This window comes from Haemophilus haemolyticus, assembly GCF_003351405.1.
Classification (GTDB): Bacteria; Pseudomonadota; Gammaproteobacteria; order Enterobacterales; family Pasteurellaceae; genus Haemophilus; species Haemophilus haemolyticus_N.
The window spans coordinates 1036290-1053281 of sequence record NZ_CP031240.1; the positions used below are offsets into that span (position 1 = coordinate 1036290).

Annotated in this window: 18 protein-coding genes; 12 read left to right on the plus strand and 6 right to left on the minus strand. The window is 35.0% G+C overall.

The features are described from left to right. Positions 1–18: 18 nt before the first annotated feature. From DV427_RS05225 to DV427_RS05245, 5 genes are all read right to left on the minus strand, one after another. A complete protein-coding gene (locus DV427_RS05225; RefSeq protein WP_065249931.1) occupies positions 19–675 on the minus strand; it encodes a HEPN domain-containing protein in 657 nt (218 codons plus the stop codon). A 139-nt stretch (positions 676–814) separates the two neighbouring features. Next, positions 815–2539 carry a dynamin family protein gene (locus DV427_RS05230; protein ID WP_065249932.1) on the minus strand — a complete coding sequence of 575 codons (1725 nt, stop codon included), beginning with the start codon at positions 2537–2539 and terminating at the stop codon, positions 815–817. A 69-nt stretch (positions 2540–2608) separates the two neighbouring features. Further along, positions 2609–4840, minus strand: coding sequence for a dynamin family protein (locus DV427_RS05235; protein WP_065249933.1), 2232 nt, complete (start codon positions 4838–4840; stop codon positions 2609–2611). A gap of 13 nt (positions 4841–4853) precedes the next feature. Continuing rightward, on the minus strand, positions 4854–6653 hold the full coding sequence (locus DV427_RS05240) for a dynamin family protein (protein ID WP_065249934.1): 1800 nt from the start codon (positions 6651–6653) through the stop codon (positions 4854–4856). Between the two features lie 16 nt (positions 6654–6669). Then, entirely contained in the window at positions 6670–7563 is an 894-nt protein-coding gene (locus DV427_RS05245; RefSeq protein ID WP_114891548.1) for a helix-turn-helix transcriptional regulator, read from the minus strand. Positions 7564–7717: 154 nt separating this feature from the next. On the opposite strand from DV427_RS05245, the gene DV427_RS05250 reads away from it, so the two are divergent. Beyond that, on the plus strand, positions 7718–8098 hold the full coding sequence (locus tag DV427_RS05250) for a helix-turn-helix domain-containing protein (protein WP_114891549.1): 381 nt from the start codon (positions 7718–7720) through the stop codon (positions 8096–8098). Between the two features lie 135 nt (positions 8099–8233). Here the strand turns inward: DV427_RS05250 and sodA are convergent, their stop codons facing one another. Beyond that, a complete protein-coding gene (gene sodA, locus DV427_RS05255) occupies positions 8234–8881 on the minus strand; it encodes a superoxide dismutase [Mn] (protein WP_114891550.1) in 648 nt (215 codons plus the stop codon). Between the two features lie 264 nt (positions 8882–9145). Here sodA and ccmA point away from each other — a divergent pair, with 264 nt between their 5' ends. The 11 genes from ccmA (at position 9146) to DV427_RS05310 (ending at position 16975) form a co-directional block, all read left to right on the plus strand. After that, entirely contained in the window at positions 9146–9784 is a 639-nt protein-coding gene (gene ccmA, locus DV427_RS05260) for a cytochrome c biogenesis heme-transporting ATPase CcmA (protein ID WP_005642790.1), read from the plus strand. A 4-nt stretch (positions 9785–9788) separates the two neighbouring features. Continuing rightward, positions 9789–10454: a heme exporter protein CcmB gene (ccmB, locus tag DV427_RS05265; protein ID WP_005637214.1), complete on the plus strand. Its 666-nt coding sequence runs from the start codon at positions 9789–9791 to the stop codon at positions 10452–10454. A gap of 59 nt (positions 10455–10513) precedes the next feature. Continuing rightward, positions 10514–11254, plus strand: coding sequence for a heme ABC transporter permease (locus DV427_RS05270; RefSeq protein WP_005634316.1), 741 nt, complete (start codon positions 10514–10516; stop codon positions 11252–11254). Between the two features lie 42 nt (positions 11255–11296). Next, complete coding sequence (ccmD, locus tag DV427_RS05275; RefSeq protein WP_005634314.1) at positions 11297–11500, plus strand: heme exporter protein CcmD; 204 nt, start codon at positions 11297–11299, stop codon at positions 11498–11500. Continuing rightward, on the plus strand, positions 11497–12018 hold the full coding sequence (gene ccmE / locus DV427_RS05280) for a cytochrome c maturation protein CcmE (protein WP_114891551.1): 522 nt from the start codon (positions 11497–11499) through the stop codon (positions 12016–12018). Before ccmD ends, ccmE begins: the two co-directional genes overlap by 4 nt. Beyond that, entirely contained in the window at positions 12015–13961 is a 1947-nt protein-coding gene (locus DV427_RS05285) for a heme lyase CcmF/NrfE family subunit (protein WP_114891552.1), read from the plus strand. The genes ccmE and DV427_RS05285 overlap by 4 nt, the downstream gene beginning before the upstream one ends. A gap of 142 nt (positions 13962–14103) precedes the next feature. Then, positions 14104–14649, plus strand: coding sequence for a DsbE family thiol:disulfide interchange protein (locus tag DV427_RS05290; protein ID WP_005634310.1), 546 nt, complete (start codon positions 14104–14106; stop codon positions 14647–14649). Further along, positions 14649–15110, plus strand: a complete 462-nt coding sequence (locus DV427_RS05295; RefSeq protein ID WP_065249940.1) for a cytochrome c-type biogenesis protein — start codon at positions 14649–14651, stop codon at positions 15108–15110. The genes DV427_RS05290 and DV427_RS05295 overlap by 1 nt, the downstream gene beginning before the upstream one ends. After that, positions 15111–16028, plus strand: coding sequence for a c-type cytochrome biogenesis protein CcmI (ccmI, locus tag DV427_RS05300; RefSeq protein WP_114891553.1), 918 nt, complete (start codon positions 15111–15113; stop codon positions 16026–16028). A 107-nt stretch (positions 16029–16135) separates the two neighbouring features. After that, entirely contained in the window at positions 16136–16666 is a 531-nt protein-coding gene (locus DV427_RS05305; RefSeq protein ID WP_065249942.1) for a DUF8095 domain-containing protein, read from the plus strand. A gap of 9 nt (positions 16667–16675) precedes the next feature. Further along, positions 16676–16975, plus strand: coding sequence for a hypothetical protein (locus DV427_RS05310; protein ID WP_065249943.1), 300 nt, complete (start codon positions 16676–16678; stop codon positions 16973–16975). The last annotated feature ends 17 nt before the right edge of the window (positions 16976–16992 follow it).

The window sequence follows — 16992 nt, forward strand, 5'->3', positions numbered from 1 at the left end:
TTACATTAAGAAATAAATTTATTTTACAACAGGATAGAAAGGTTTTCCCCAACTTGGCTCTGAATCATTACGCAACATAATTTTTACCATTGCAGGTACGAATAATGACAGTAATGCACAGGCTTCTTCTAGCTGTTTACGGTTGGTACTACTTTCATAAGTAGCTCCGCCATGTATAAGCTGATTTCTCAATGTGTATAAATGCCCAAATACCACTTCCAATACTTCTGCTGTTTTCTGTTCTTCAAAAGCAAAATGGGCTTTTTTCTTCGCTGCAGAAAACATTGCTTTCCATTCTTTCCCTGCTAATAGACCATTATGAGCATCCCAAAATGGTTGGAATGTATAAGGCGTATCTAGTAGAGCTTTCACTGTCCCAGGAAATTCATCCCAGATAATTCCATAAAGTAGATGTTCAGAATCCAATTCACAAAGGCGAGTAATAAATTGATGAAATACCTTACGTTCAATTTCTTTTTTACTTAACTCATCGGCATAGGCTGCATTAAAGGCAATCCAAAGTGCGATAAATTTGAAGTCTAAATTTTCTTCTTCATTGGCTTTTTTCAACCAGCTTAATGTACGGTGCATTTTTAAGCGAAAGTTATCGTTAAAGGTATCACGATTTTCTTTGTAATAATTGGTTAAATCTTCAAGTTGTTTTGTCAGTGACATAATGGGCTCCGATATAATCAACATAGAGTTATTATTGTATAGATTAATTTGTTTGTAAATTTCAAAAGAAAACCCATTGGGTGGTTCAATGGGTTTCTTGTTTCTTAGTACATACTAGTTTAACCAAGGAAATAACTTTTTATTTGTTCATTTTTCGTTTGATACTTTCTAATGATGATAAGAATCTCTGAATATTAGAATGGAAAGACTCATTTTCATTTATTTCTATTTCCTTATTTTCCTTATTTAATAAAATATGTTTAGGAAATATCATCTCTAATGCATTATTAAATTTCTCCATCACAGATTTTAATTTTAATAAGTGTGATTCTTGAGAGCTGATATCAAAATATTTCATTAACTCATCAACTTTATCTTCATCATCATTTCTCCAGTTTGAAGCTAAAGATTGTCTAATAGTAAAAAGTTTATCCTTAATTTTTTTATTCTTTTTAATATCTGCCTGTATTGCTTTTTTATACATTACATTCACGGAATCCAGTGATTCATAGATTTCTTGAATACGGTTAATTTCAAGATCTTGCTCTATAAAAAATGCTTTTAATGATTTTCTAAAATAAGAATATTCTTTTTTCATTTTGGAACTATATGCAGAAATGCCTTGATATTCAATACCATAATTATCAAGTTCAGTAGCAATTTCTTCCATAATATCTTCTACATCAGATAAAGGTCTTTGATCGCATTTGTTTAATACGACATAAAGTGTTTTTTTCTCTGAAGTTGCTTCATCTAAAAACTCTAAATCACTTTGTGGAATGGTGCCTGCAGTTACAGGAATAAGCCATATTAATGCCCCAGCTTCTTTAATAAAGTTATCAGCAGTCTCTCTATCTTCATTTGTATGCGATTGTTCTGATGATGACGGGTTATATCCTGGGGTATCTACAAAACATATATGTTTATAACTGAGTTTATTTGTCAGTACCATATAAGGCATAATATCTTTCAAATTAAATCCGAAAGATCTAATAAAGTCATGAGATAGTTTTTTATAAATATTAGGTTCTATTTTTAGCAAATCTATCATTTCTCCTTTTGGACTCGCACCTAATAATCCCACGTTATCACTATTCATTACATAAGTTGGAATTGCAGTTGTTGGTTTAATACCTACAGGTAACTTAACTGAATCATTTTCAAATAAACTACTAATAAACTCTGATTTACCCGCACTAAAACCACCTCCAACTGCAACAACTTTTTTATTATAAAACTCAGGATATGAGCTAATACTTCTTAATTCTTTGCCTATTCTTTGTAATTTTAATAATGCTAAAGCTTCTTCTTTTAATGAAGATTCTTCATTAGCAAATTCCATAAAATCATTTTCTAAAATAGATTCATATTCTCTTACACCTTCGTGAATATAATTAGCTTTCAATAAATGTGCGATAAGATTATTCTTGAAATATAACTCTTCATAATTTTGATTTAATTTTATATGTTTTTCATTAAGTGTTTTTAAATCAGATTCTAATTTATCCTTATTTTGAATAGAGTTATCATAATCTTGACTTAACTGAGAATATTTTGAATTAAGAGCGACTAAATCAGATTGTAATTTATCGCCACGCTGAACAGATTTATCATAATCTTGCTTTAACTGGGAATGTGTGGCATTAAGATCAGTTAAATTTGATTGTAACTCCTCGCCTTCCTTGACTGAGTTTATATAATTTTCAGTTGTTTCTCTCAGGTTATTTTCTAATGTTGATAAAGTTATTTCTAACTCATCTAATGATTTTTCTATCGATAAAACTAAAGTTTTCTTTTTAAATATAAAACTTAGTCTTGATTTATCTTGAATAGTATTTCTTATTACTAATAGCTGCTCACGCATTTTTTCACCTTTAATGATATTAAAAATGTATGGAGTCAAATCAATTCACACCATACATATTGTTTTATGTTAATTAATTACAATTTCAGATTTTAATTTTTTAACTTCACAATTAATAGAATTATAAAGCTTAGTATTGACTTCAATATCATTTAAATCAGATAAGGTTTTATTTAAACGACGTGTTAGATCTGTAGTAAGCCTGTTTCCAAGTCTTTGATTGATAAGTGTCTTTCTATAATTCTCTACATAATTAGTAATCATATTACTAACAGATTTTTGTAGATTATTCATATATTCTTCTGATTTACGGATAAAAGAATTTCCATCACTTTCATCAAGCGTAACTCGACGCTCAAAGTCACTTGGCTTAGCATCAAGTTTAAACATCATTTCTGGTAACTTAGAAATAGATTTATTTAATAATTCCTCGATTACTCGTTGTTTTGGTAAATACTGTTTTACTTCAGCGTTAGTATTCAGTTTACCATATAGACGACTCCCAACAACATCAACTACACTATCTTGCCAACCAGATTTAATAGAGCTTGCAAGATAGGAAAGTTGTTCTTCAATTCTTTCTCGAATTTCATCAATAGCGTCGCAAATTGGAGCTGTTCTTACCACCTTAACAATTTTTGTTCTGGAACGTTCAACATCTTCATAAGAATAGCCACCTAACCCAATCTTTCTAGCTCCCCAAGATAATAGACCGGGTTTTTCACGTCTAACGCTTTCAGTATAGTATTCAGTTTTGGTTTCCGTTGTTCTTCCCTCATCAGAGTCAAAGCCTTTAAAAATATCTCTATTTTTATTACTTAATGCTTCTTCAAGTTGTGAAGAAAAATCTTCAACAGAATGCGTAAAGGTTTCATTAACGTTATTTTCAATATCTTTTGATATTCTCTCTAGCATTGCTTTTCTACGTAAAAGCTGTTCTTCATTCGCAGAATCTAATTCTGAAAGTTGTATTTCAGTCCATTTTTCAATGGCAGAAAGATAATTTCTTAATTGATGTTTATATTTATCGTTAAATGTTCTATCCGCTTTATCTAGGGTTGCTTGTTTATTTTGATTAATGGTATCAATTATTTGATTAATCTTTGTTTTTCCAGTAAGTGCGGCTAATACTTCTTTCGCTTTTGCAGATGAATTAAATATGCTTGGGAAGCTATCAGAAAGGTTATACCAAACAGTTTGTCCTAATTCATCCCATTTATTTTTTTCATCAAAATATTGTAAAAGGGTAAAAGCAATACTTGAAGAACCCACAAACTCGTTAAATTTTACATTTCTTTGATTTAATACTTCGTGTGCTCTTTCTTTAAGAGAACTTGTTACTTGTTCAATTAATAATAAAGGATCGCTAATACTTTCAGAAACAGCAGATTCAATTAAGGTATCATCAAATCGACTACCAATTAAATAACATTCTTGTACACCGCTCGCAGTCATTGCTCCTTCAATAAAGTTACAGTCACTCTCATCTAAAAACTGTGATGTAGGTGAAACAGTTAATACCACATTACAATTTTTTAAGAATTGATTTGTACGCTCTTCGCGAGATTTTACAGGATCGTTCACTCCCGGTGTGTCAATAATCTCAATCCCTTTTAATCCTTCTTCTGGTAAATATAAAATGACAGATTTAGTATAAGGCATATATTTACCATCAGCTCCAACATAGTGTTGTAATTCACTCATTAAAGCATCAGGTGTATTGGCTTCTAGTTGTGTAACTTGTGGCATTTCTCCAGATTTGTTAAGCAGAATAGCTTGCTCATAAGCACCGAGATAAAAATGATCTTTTAATTCTTTTTCGGCGTTTTTTTCTGCTCTTCTTAGAATTTCGTTATCATCCAATACTTTACGAGCTGCTTTATTTCTTTCTTTTAATGTAGAAATTTGATCTTGAATTTCTTTTTTTAAAAAGTCCTCATATTTCTTTGCATTTTGTTTAATTTCTGAGATGTCTTCTGGCGTAAAACAATCAATCTCAGCTCGACAGGTTTCCCCATAACGTAAACAAGTCAATGCGGCAGTCATTGGTGTTGCTGCTTTTGGTAGAACATCTCGTCCACCGAAAAATAGCATATTCAATAATGAGCTTTTACCAGCTTTTACGCGACCAATTACACCAATTTTTAAAATACGCTCTTGCTTAATCTCTTTATTGTGCGCCGTTAGCTCCTTTTCTAGCTTACGGCTATCTGTATAATTTGGATTTACATCACTTTCTTCATCAATTTTATAAAGTTTACTGAAGCTTTCTACACGTTTCGTAAAGTCTAAAATATCCATATTGTCTCCTCAATTATAAATAGTTTTTCATTACTTGCTTTAATGAACTAATCGCAGATTTTAATTTACTAATTTCAAGCTCTTGATCTTTAACATTACCTTTCTCTTGTGATGCACGATCAATTTCTTGAATTTTATCTTTAATCTCTTGATCAAAAATTATTTTAATTTGTGCGATTAATTGATTTTTAAAACCATTTAACATTTGTGGTAGTTGTTCTTCAATGCTACTCGCAACTTTAGGTATAATGCTTTCTTCAAATGCTCTTTCAAGTGCATCTTGCTGTTTCATTTCTTGGATTCGTCTTGTTGAACCATCATCTGAACTACCAAAAATATCAGTAATAAAACTTGGTAAAAGTGAAACAACAGCTTGAGCAATAGGGTTTTTAGTCAATAATGATGTGATTATTTTTAAAATTATACCAATTACATCATTATTACTTTGGCTATCTTCTTTGACATTGGTATCAATATTTCTAATATCCAATAAGGTTTGATTCATTTTTCTGTTAATATCTGCTTTCAAACGTAATAATGATTCATTATTCAAACTCATTTGACTTGCATTTCTAGCTGACATTTCTTGTAAAATGCCAGCAAATTGCTCAGTTAATTCAGTGCTTAGTCTTTCTAAATAGCTTTTTACACTGCTGCTTAATGTATTTTGAATCAAACTACCAACTTCCTCAGAAAACTGAAATTGATTACGTTCTAGTGTTTTAAGTAAACGTGCTTTATTTGTTCTTAATTCTGTTTTAATACGTTCAATAATTAGATTAACACCGTCAAATCGGCGAGATTCAAGGGAGTTCATTTCTCTTGCTTGCTTTTCTTCAAGGCGTTCTTTTTGACGCTCAAGTTTGTCTTTTGCAGATTTAATTTCTTCCTCAGTTTCTTGTAAAACTGAAATATTTGAATTTAATGTTTCTATAAATTTTCTACCTTGAGAATGTAATCCATCTGAAAAAATATTCTCAATTAATTTATCTTTATCAATATTATCTAAGATATGTTGTAATGCATCAGTATTTTTCACACTTGATACATAGATTTCATTTCCATAATCTAAATCATTCAATGTATCAGTAATATTTTCACGTACTTCTTCAATAATATCTTCTGAACGTGTATCTGCCTTTGTTAGACAGAATGTAAATTCTTTTTCTGTTTGTAATATTTTTTCAGCTTCTTGAATGATATCTCCAGTGATCTCTCCAGATCCTACTGGGTGGAGTATAACAAAATGAACACCACGGCGAATATATAGATCAATAGCTTTATTATGTCTGTTGTTTGCCGAACCAAATCCAGGCATATCAGCTAGAATGAAAGGTTCGAGTTCTTTTAATTTTTTATTATTTGAATATAACTTAATATAGCTATAATCAAGTTCATCATTTTGATTACCGCTTTCAGCAACAAATTTATCTAATTCAGATAAATTAACTTGAGTTCTTTCAATTATAAAATCTGGATTATTATCATCTAATTTGATTAATTCAGCATATTCTTTCCCTTCTGTATAACGTAGTTCTGTAGCTAACTTTGTAACTGGCTCTTGCCCAGTAGGAAGAATACCTTTTCTTTTTTCTTTTTTATGATTTGGATCAAGAAAATAATTAATTAATGTGCTTTTACCGGCACTAAATCCACCCACGATAGGAATAATCATTTCTAAATGATTAATGTCGTTACTGTACTTATCTAATACAGCTATCTCTTCTACTTTAGTTTCATTATTTAAACTTAAAGGTTCAATAATTTCTTTTGCTTGTTGAATGTAATTAAGTAAATTTTCCTTTGTTGTCATTTTTTACCTCAATTAATTATTTATAGTTTGAAATATAATTTTGTAAATTAGAAAGCATTTTATTTTGTAACTCATTTTGGCTCACAATCACCAAATGTGGAATCCAATATTGCACCAAGGGAATAATTTCTAATTCGTGAATGTTTTTGCAAGAGAGCAGAAGTTCACCATTTTCTAATTTTCGGATGGTTTCTTGGTTTGGTAGTAAATTACGTCGAGTGAAATAATGGGCAACGGAAGCATCTACTTTGATTACAACTTCACTAATTTGATTGCCGTGAGAAATGCTGTCGCTTTTTTGAATTTCTGAGAGAAATTGTTCATCAGGTTTGAATGTTTTATCTGTTATTTTTAAAAAATGGATTTGAGTGAAGCAAAAGGTTTTTTGTTTTCCATTTTCAAGACCGATGAGATACCAAACCCCATTTTTATTTAATAACACATAAGGCTCAACTTCACGATTTGAAGCATTTTGAGTGCCGAGTTTTTGATAGGTAAATTGCACCACGCAATGTTTTTCAATGGCATTTTGAAGTTGTTTAAATTCTTGTTGGCGATGCTGAATCGCTTCGTAATGTAATCCTTTAACGGCAATACTTTCATTTAAACTATGTTGAAAAAATTCACGATCTATTTTAGGGAAAAGATCTTGCACACTAGCGAAATGGGCAAATCGTTCAATATCTTCTTTAGTGAACACACCGAGTTGGGCGCGGTTTAAACGATAAAAGCGCGGTCCATTTTGTTCCCAATTTAAAAAAACAAGACGTTCATTTAGATCTTTTTGTAAGGTGCGAATGCCGATAGAAAAGCGATCAGCTAATTCATTAATATCAATCTGCCCTGTGGTATTCAATTCCACCAAAATAGAAGCTAAACGTTCCGCTAGTTTTTCGTGTTTGTTCGACATAGTTATTCTCTTGATTTCAATATATGTGCGTATTTTATGTAAAGTATTTGCACGGTTGATTCGGGCGAGAAAAATATTTTGTATAAAATCTCGCTTATTGTAAGAATTTAACTCTTTATTGCAAGATTTTAATTCTCTTTTTATTGGGTGGTGAATGTCTATACTCGTTCCATTCAAAAAATGGAATAAAGAAAATGGCGTGAAAGATAAAGTTGAGATAAATAAACAAGTGGGAGCTTCTATTGCAAAATATCGGAAAGCCTCAGGTTTATCACAAGCAAAAGTGGCAGAAATATTGGGATTAAGCAATGATGCCATTTCTAGAATGGAGCGCGGCAGGATTGGATTAAATGTAGAGCGTTTATGTGAATTTGCAACACTGTTTCAATGCCGTGTGTCTGATTTAATCACAGATAGTAGTTTGCAACCATCGGATCAAATTTATCAACTTGATCGATTATTAAATCAATTAGATGATATGGAAAGAAGAAAATTAATTTTATTGATTGAACAAATGATCGAATGGAAAAATTAGCTACAGAAAATTAGGTTTGATTATCCTGTTGATAACTGTCTAACTTTTGGGGCTAGTCGTTTCCACCGCACTTTTATATATTGAGTATAAGTAAAGAAGAAAAGCCTAGCGTTTGCTAGGCTTCTTCAATATTGATTATTTTGCACTGTTGCAGTGTGCTGTTTTTTGTTCAAAACGTTCTGCGACGAAATCCCAGTTTACCACGTTCCAGAATTCTTTAATGTAGTCTGGACGACGGTTTTGGAATTTCAAGTAGTAAGCATGTTCCCAAACGTCTAAACCTAAAAGTGGGAAACCTTCACAACCTGCAACTTCTTTACCCATTAATGGGTTATCTTGGTTTGCTGTTGATACCACGGCTAATTTACCTTCAGCAGTTAATACTAACCACGCCCAACCTGAACCAAAACGAGTTGCGGCTGCTTTTTCAAATTCAGCTTTAAATGCTTCTACAGAACCGAAATCACGTTCGATAGCATCTTTTAATGGTCCTTGTAAAATAGTACCTTTTTTCAAACTTTTCCAAAATAAACTGTGGTTTGTGTGACCGCCTGCATTATTGCGTAATACGCCACGTTTTTCTGCAGGGATTTTGTCAAGGTTAGAAACTAATTGACCTGGGCACATTTCCACTAATTCAGCGGGTAAACCTTCTAATGCAGCGTTTGCATTGTTTACATAAGCTTGATGGTGTTTGCTGTGGTGGATTTCCATTGTTTGCGCATCGAAATGTGGTTCTAATGCATCGTAGGCGTAGCCTAATTCAGGTAGAGTGTAAGCCATAATTTATTCCTTCTATGTAATAAAGACAAATTTCGTTGAGGGTTTTGGTCTATAACCAAAAGTGAGCAAATAATAGCAAAAATTTTGATTTAGATCATTAAATGTTTTTCCTTTTACATTAATAGACGAATTTATTAAACCTTGTTTTAAATCAATAAACCTATCAATCTACGCCTAAAGAGTTATCTGTTTTGGGGGCTAAAATCTCGTCAAATATTTCTCTTGTGATAGAATACCGCCACTTTTTATTTTCCCTTTGCAATTATGTTTGAACCACACAAGTTATCTCTGCAAAATTTATCCTGCCAACGTGGTGAGCGCGTACTTTTTCGTGCTTTGACTTGCGATTTTAATAGCGGTGATTTTGTACAAATTGAAGGGCATAACGGCATAGGTAAAACCAGTTTATTACGTATTCTTGCGGGTTTAGCTCAACCTTTAGAAGGCGAAGTGCGGTGGGATTCTGAAGCAATTTCTAAACAACGTGAACAGTATCATCAGAATTTGCTTTATTTAGGTCATCTTTCGGGCGTAAAACCAGAATTAACCGCATGGGAAAATTTGCAGTTTTATCAACGAATTAGTCAAGCTGAACAAAATACTGATATTTTGTGGGATTTGCTTGAGAAAGTAGGGTTGTTAGGTCGTGAAGATTTGCCCGCCGCACAACTTTCTGCAGGGCAACAAAAACGTATTGCATTAGGTCGCTTATGGCTGTCTCAAGCGCCCTTATGGATTTTAGATGAGCCGTTTACTGCGATTGATAAAAAAGGCGTAGAAATTTTAACCGCACTTTTTGATGAGCATGCTCAACGAGGTGGTATTGTGTTGTTGACCAGCCACCAAGAAGTACCTAGTTCTCATCTGCAAAAATTGAATTTAGCGGCTTATAAAGCGGAATAACGTGATGATTTTTTTAGAGATAATTAAACGAGAACTTCAAATTGCGATGCGCAAAAATGCGGAGATTTTAAATCCGCTATGGTTCTTTTTGCTTGTGATTACTTTGTTTCCGCTTGTTATTGGGCCGGATCCTAAATTACTTTCCCGTATCGCACCGGGTATCGCATGGGTAGCCGCATTACTTTCAGCATTGCTTTCTTTTGAACGTTTGTTTCGTGATGATTTTATTGATGGTTCTCTTGAACAATTAATGTTAACCGCACAGCCTTTGCCGATGACGGCTCTGGCTAAAGTCGTTGCACATTGGTTGCTCACCGGTTTACCGCTTATTTTGCTATCACCGATTGCTGCTTTATTGCTTTCTCTTGAGGTCAATATTTGGTGGGCATTGGTTTTGACATTGTTACTTGGCACTCCTGTATTGAGTTGTATCGGTGCAATTGGCGTGGCTTTAACGGTGGGATTGAGAAAAGGTGGCGTGTTGTTGAGTTTGCTTGTCGTTCCGTTGTTTATTCCTGTTTTAATTTTTGCGTCATCAGTATTAGAGGCAGCAGGATTAAATGTGCCTTATGGGGGGCAACTGGCGATTTTAGGTGCCATGATGGTTGGCGCTGTAACGCTTTCGCCTTTTGCCATCGCAGCGGCACTGCGAATTAGTTTAGATAATTAATTTCATTCCACCGTATAAAAGTGCGGTGGTTTTTCTCTTTAATTTTTAAGGATTTTTTTATGTGGAAGTGGCTACATCCTTATGCAAAACCCGAAACTCAATATCGTATTTGCGGTAAATTGAGTCCGTTATTTGCATTTTTAACGCTTATTTTACTCGGTGTCGGCATTGTATGGGGCTTAGCATTCGCTCCAGCAGATTATCAACAGGGCAATAGTTTCCGAATTATGTACGTGCATGTACCGACAGCGATTTGGTCAATGGGTGTGTACGGTTCAATGGCGATTGCAGCTGTGGTTGCCCTTGTGTGGCAAATTAAGCAAGCTCATTTAGCAATGATTGCAATGGCGCCAATTGGTGCATTGTTTACTTTTTTATCGCTTGTTACGGGCGCGATTTGGGGTAAACCAATGTGGGGCACTTGGTGGGTGTGGGATGCTCGCTTAACTGCAGAATTGATTTTATTCTTTCTTTATCTTGGGATTTTAGCGCTTTATTCTGCTTTTTCAGATCGTAACGTAGGGGCAAAAGCGGCTGGGATTTTATGCATTACAACGGTCGTGATTTTACCGATTATTCATTTTTCGGTGGAATGGTGGAACACGTTACATCAAGGTGCGAGTATCACTAAACTGGAAAAACCATCCATTGCAATTCCAATGTTGGTTCCATTAATTTTGTGTATCTTCGGTTTTTTAACCTTGTATATTTGGCTTACTTTAGTCCGTTATCGCGTGGAATTATTGAAAGAAGATGCGAAACGTCCTTGGGTTAAAGCATTGGCTCAAACACTGAAATAAAGTGCGGTTAGTTTTTTAGCGATTTTTTATAAGGAATATTTTATGTTTTTCCAAACTTGGAGTGATTTTTTTAATATGGGTGGCTACGGTTTTTACGTATGGTTATCCTATGCAGTAAGTTTAGTGGCAGTTATTGCCTTAATTGTTCAAAGTGTAAAACAACGCAAGACAGTGTTACAAAATGTATTGCGTGAGCAACAACGCGAAGAACGTTTACAACAAGCAAATAAAGGGAACACACTATGAATCCAAGACGTAAATCCAGATTTAAATTAGTCATTTTTGTTGTGCTCGGCATTGCTATTGCAAGTGGATTGATGCTGTATGCATTACGTCAAAATATCGACTTGTTTTATACGCCATCTGAAGTGATTCAAGGCAAGGATAATAACCCGAATCAAAAACCTGAGGTGGGGCAGCGTATTCGTGTTGGCGGTATGGTGGTTGAAGGCACGGTAGTGCGTGATCCAAAAAGCTTAAAAGTGCGGTTCGATTTAAATGATATTGGCCCTGCGATCACTGTTGAATATGAAGGCATTTTGCCGGATCTTTTCCGCGAAGGACAAGGCATTGTGGCTCAAGGTGTATTAACTCAGCCAACTGTTTTAACCGCGACAGAAGTATTGGCTAAACACGATGAAAATTATGTGCCACCAGAATTAGGTGAAAAAATGCAAAAAGTGCATAAACCAATGGGTATTGGTGATGCAGATTTAAAAGGCGAAAGCGCACGTGATCGTCAAGAAAAAGAAGGCGCAAAATGATTGCTGAATTAGGAAATTATGCGCTGGCTTTAAGTTTAGCCGTATCGCTTATGTTGGCGATTTTCCCTTTGTGGGGGGCAGAAAAAGGCAATGCTCAATTAATGGCATTAGCTCGCCCAATGACTTATGGTTTATTTGCAAGTTTAAGTATCGCTTTTGCTGCATTATTTTATTTATTCGCAGTAAATGATTTTAGTGTGCAGTATGTGGTGAATAACTCTAATACGGCTTTACCGATTTATTATCGTTTGTCTGCCGTATGGGGGGCTCATGAAGGTTCTTTATTACTGTGGATTTGGCTACTGGCTGTTTGGTCATCTGCCGTTGCTTTATTGAGTAAACATTTACCCCAAGAAGCGGTTGCTCGCGTGCTTGGTATAATGGGGATTATTAGCGTCGGTTTTGTGTTGTTCGTCTTGTTTACCTCAAATCCTTTTACGCGTACTTTCCCTGATTTCCCAGTGGACGGAAAAGAACTTAATCCAATGTTGCAAGATGTGGGCTTAATTTTCCACCCTCCATTGCTTTATATGGGCTATGTTGGTTTTTCTGTGGCATTTGCGTTTGCGATTGCATCCTTAATGACCGGAAAATTAGATTCAGCTTGGGCGCGTTGGTCACGTCCTTGGACGCTTGCTGCTTGGGTATTTTTAACTTTAGGTATCGTGCTCGGTTCTTGGTGGGCTTATTATGAGCTTGGCTGGGGCGGCTGGTGGTTCTGGGATCCAGTAGAAAACTCATCGTTTATGCCTTGGCTTGCTGGTACAGCATTGATTCACTCTCTTTCTGTCACAGAAAAACGCGGTTCTTTCAAAGCTTGGACGGTATTACTTGCGATTTTAGCCTTTTCACTTTGTTTACTCGGTACGTTCTTAGTTCGTTCTGGTATCTTAGTTTCAGTTCACGCATTTGCATCGGATCCAACTCGTGGTTTGTATATTTTGGCTTACCTCGTTGTGGTGATTGGTGGTTCGCTTGCGCTCTATGCGTATAAAGGAAGCCAAATTCGCTCTCGTGATAATGCAGAACGCTATTCACGTGAAAGTATGTTGTTATTAAATAATATCTTATTAATGACCGCACTTTGCGTTGTATTCTTAGGAACGTTGTTACCACTCGTTCACAAACAACTTGGGTTAGGTTCTATTTCTATTGGTGCGCCATTCTTTGATCAAATGTTCTTAATTATTATGACACCATTTGCATTATTGCTTGGTATTGGACCTTTGGTGAAATGGCGTAGAGACCAATTTTCTGCAATTCGTACGCCTGTTGTTATCAGCGTATTTGTTATGGTGATCGCAGGTTTTGCGTTACCTTACTTCTTGCAAGATAAAATTACCGTGAGTTCGGTGCTTGGTTCAATGATGACGGTGATTATCGCTTTACTTGCGCTTTATGAATTACAACAACGTGCGACGCATCGTGAACCATTCTTTGTGGGCGTACGCAAACTATCTCGTTCTCATTGGGGAATGATGTTAGCTCACTTAGGTGTAGCAATGACCGTATGGGGTATCGCATTTAGCCAAAACTTTAGCGTAGAACGTGATGTTCGAATGAAAGTCGGCGAGAGTGCACAAATTGGTCGTTACGATTTTAAATTCGCAGGTGTGACGGACGCGAATGGTCCAAATTATGTTGGTGGAAAAGCGCAAATTGATATTTCGAAAGATGGGCAACCAGAGGCAAGTTTATTTGCAGAAAAACGTTTTTACACAGTAAGTCGGATGTCTATGACGGAAGCCGCGATTGCTGGTGGTTTAACTCGTGACCTTTATGTGGCACTTGGTGAAAAACTTGAGGACAATTCTTGGGCGTTACGCTTATATTACAAGCCATTTATTCGCTGGATTTGGATTGGTGGCTTGTTTATGGCGTTAGGTGGATTATTGTGTATGCTCGATCGACGCTATCGGTTTAATGCGTTGTTGAAGAAATAATTTATACTGCCATGGGTAGGTATACCCATGGCTAATTGAAATGGTTCCCCTTTGGGGAATTTCAACTAGCCTCAAAGAGGCTACACTTTTACTAGCCTAGGGTATACTTACCCTAGGCACCAATTTTAAAGTGCGGTAAAAAATGAAAAAAAAATTACTCGTTCCTCTTATTCTCTTTTTATCGATAACAATTGCATTTTTAGTGCAATTAAAACGTAATGCGCAAGGTGAAGATATTAAAGCATTAGAGTCTGCTTTGGTTGGAAAGCCTGTGCCAGCAAAAAATTTAACGGAGCTTTTTGAAAATAAAGCTTACACGAATGAGTTGTTTCAACAAGGTAAGCCAGTTTTGCTTAATGTGTGGGCGACTTGGTGTCCGACTTGTTATGCAGAACATCAATATTTAAACAAACTTGCTAAAGATGGTGTGCGAATTATTGGTTTAGATTATAAAGATGAATCACCTAAAGCAATGAAGTGGTTAAAAGATCTTGGAAATCCTTATAAAGTTGTTTTAAAAGATGAAAAAGGTTCTTTCGGTTTGGATTTAGGAGTATATGGTGCGCCAGAAACTTTTATTATAGATGGTAAAGGCGTGATTCATTATCGTTATGCCGGTGATGTAAACGAGAAAGTTTGGACTCAGACTTTAAAACCAATTTATGACAAACTTTCGGAGCAACAATAATGAAGAAAACATGGTTATTTTTGACCGCACTTTTGTTTAGCTCAGTGGCCTTTTCATCCATTGATGCGCTTAATTTTAGTTCTCCACAGCAAGAGAGTGATTACCACCAATTAACACAATCTTTGCGTTGCCCTCAGTGTCAAAATAATAATATTGCGGATTCCAATGCGACTATCGCTGTGGATATGCGTGGCAAAGTATTTGAGCTTTTACAAGAAGGCAAATCGAAAAATGATGTCGTAGATTATATGGTGGCACGCTACGGCAATTTTGTAACTTACGATCCACCTATGACAGCGAGTACATTAGTGCTATGGATTGCCCCATTATTGCTTGTGTTGTTAGGCGTGGTATTTTTATTAAGACGTAAACCAAAAGCTCAAAGTGCGGTGAAATCCCAAGATGTTTTAACTGATGAAGATAATGCGCGTTTGGCAGAATTATTAAACAAGGATAAATAGATGAATTTTGCATTAATTTTTATATTAACCACTTTAGTTGTAGCGTTAATTTGTTTTTATCCTTTATTACGTCAATTCAAAGCGAAACATGGGCAAAAACGTGATGATTTAAATAAGGCGTTGTATTTCTCACGCTTGGAAGAAATTGAGCAAGATAATTCCCAAGGTTTAGTTGAAAATGTTGAGCAACTCAAACAAGAATTACAGAAAACCTTACTTGATGATGTGCCGAGCAAGGTTCAAGAGAATGTGGATTATTCTGGCAAATCTTATGGAAAAGTGTGGTTTGTGTCTGGCGTGTTGGCGCTAGGAATTATCGCTGGCTCTTCTTATTTTATGGTGGGCTCTTGGCAAGCCGAATCGATGTTAGAGCAAACTTATGCGAAATTGCCCTATTTCTTTGATCGAATGAAAGATGAAGATAAAAATCCATTTTCTGATGCAGAAATGCAGCAATTTTCTACCGCACTTCGAATCGATTTGCAGAAAAATCCAACTGATGCAAAAAAATGGTGGATGCTTGGTCAAATTGGGATGAATTTAGGTGATGCGCGTTTGGCATTTGATAGCTATCAAAAGGCTAATAAACTCGAACCAGATAATGTGCAATATAAATTAGGTTATGCTCGTATATTGATGTTCTCTGAAGACGCGACTGATAAACTTAAAGGTGGCGATTTATTGCGTCAAGTGATTCGTCAAGATCACACTAATGTTGAGGCGTTAAGTCTGCTCGCATTCCGTTACTTTGAAACGGAAGATTATAAAATGGCTGCAGTGACTTGGGCGATGATGCTGCGCTTAATGCCTAAAGATGATGAGCGTGTTCCACTAATTGAAAAAAGTATTCGTGCTGCGCGTGATGCTTTAGAAGCTCAAAACGAAGAAAAATCAAAAAGTATTACCCCTGAAAAATAACCTAGTATCATATAAGTCTTTTTGATATAGTTCGGTAATGCTATTAATTGGCAAATAGCTATTTTAATATTAGAAATTACTTTAAAGAACGTTAAGGAGAACTGGAGATGAATTACAAAAATTGTACTTCTTTTTCTTTATTTTGTAGCATGCTGGTTAGTTTGTTTGTACCGCATTTATCTATTGCTGAAGATACATCTAGTTCAGTAACTTATGTTGATGAAAAAGATAAGAAAGCCTTTAGCTCTGATATATCAAGTAATGATACTCAGAAATTAGGTCAAAGCATTGAGTTAAAAGTTTATAAAATTAATGAGATGAGTTCATCAGAAAGTGTTTTTGAGTCTCCAGCTGGTATTTGTCAAGGATTTAAAGTAAAAAGAGGTGTGGATTACACAAATTCAACTCACAATTATCTTTCGCCAAATGATAAAAGTGAATATTACGGTAGTGTAACGGGGGCGACGATTTATAATCAAAAAGATCCTCAAAATTTAAGTTATGTGCCAGTTTATTCAATTACAGATAAAGATTTATCTAAGCGTATTCAGTTAAAAGAAAATAAAACATTAAAGGAAAAAGCAGCGAATTATGTATCAGAAGGTAGGGCTGTATTAACTGACGTAATTTGTAAATAGGATGATTTAATGAGAAAAATAGTTTTTGTTAGTTGTGCAATCTTAGGTTTAGCAGCATGTTCATCTCAACCAGAACAAACTGGTGGCGGTGTTTATGATATGAAGGCTGTGCAAGAGTATAATGCTCGTGTAACAAGTGGTAATACGGTTACTCAGGCACAGAAAGATAAAGTGGCAAGTCAAGTTGATACTAACTTAAAATTGAATGCGAGTGATAATAAAGTTAGAACTCGAGTGAGAAGTTCGCTACCGGTTATCCCTGTAGTCCCAAGTGTCGGGTATCATTATAATTACCATCATTTTAGATAGAAAAACTAAAGCCTTGA